The 924-nt window shown below is 66.5% G+C and carries 1 pseudogene; it reads left to right on the top strand.

Features of this window, described 5'->3' with window-relative positions:
* Positions 1–924 (top strand): annotated as a pseudogene (locus tag ACYVDE_RS24435) (hypothetical protein); the annotation flags it as partial.

The raw sequence follows: 924 nt of genomic DNA, 5'->3' as shown, positions 1-924 counted from the left end.
GGTGCACTTCGCCGGGCCGGCCGAGCAGGTGCTGGCCGTGCGGTTTGCGCCCTGGCCGCCGCTGGGCTGGTTCAAAGACAACATCAACTTTCTGCGGGTGCGCATCACGGGGCTGCCGGGCCTGCTGCGTCGCAACGTCGAGCGGGCCGTGGCGCCTACCGATTACTTCGCCGCCGGCGCCGTATTTCTGCTGCTGAGCTTGCTGCATTTGTTTTTCCGGCGCTACAATCCCGCCCAGCGGGCCAACCTGTATTTTGCCTACTACGCGGGCACGGCGGCGCTGGGCTTCGGGGCATTGTATCAGGGCTGGCAGGTGCAGGGCATGGTGCCCTCGCTGGCGCTGGGTATCGGCGCCGATACCTTCATCCTGCTGAGCTACGTGTGGGCCGTGCGGGCCCTCTATGCGCTGTTCGGTTTCCAGACCGGGCGCCTGTATGCCGGGCTGTGGTGGGCATTGGTGGTGTGTCTGCTGCTGAGTGAGTTCACCCAGCTCACCTCATTTTCGGTAAAAACCACCTATTCGTTTGCCTTCTTCAGCTTCGTGGCGCTGGCCAGTGCCGAGCAGCTGCGCCTCACCATGCGCGGCCTGCGCCAGCAGCAGCGCGGGGCCCGCCTCATTGCCGCCGGCTACGCGGGGGCATTGCTGTGCGCCGGGGCCTATGCACTGCACATCATCACGCAGCAGCGCATCAAGGACCGGCTGTCGGCGGCGCTGGTGTCGCTTATGGCGCTGCTGCCGGCGCTGGGCATCTCGCTGTTTCTGGCCCGCGAGTTTGCCACCAACAGCGAGCTGCTGCTCGTGAAGCTGCGCCAGGTGCAGCAGCTGTCGGCCCAGACGCAGGCCCAGCAGGCCGAAAAGCAGGCGCTGCTGGCCTCCGAAAATGAGCGCCTCGAAGCCCAGGTGGCCCGCCGCACGGCCGAAGT

The organism is Hymenobacter agri, assembly GCF_054778495.1.
This window is presented reverse-complemented; position numbering and strand designations above follow the sequence as displayed.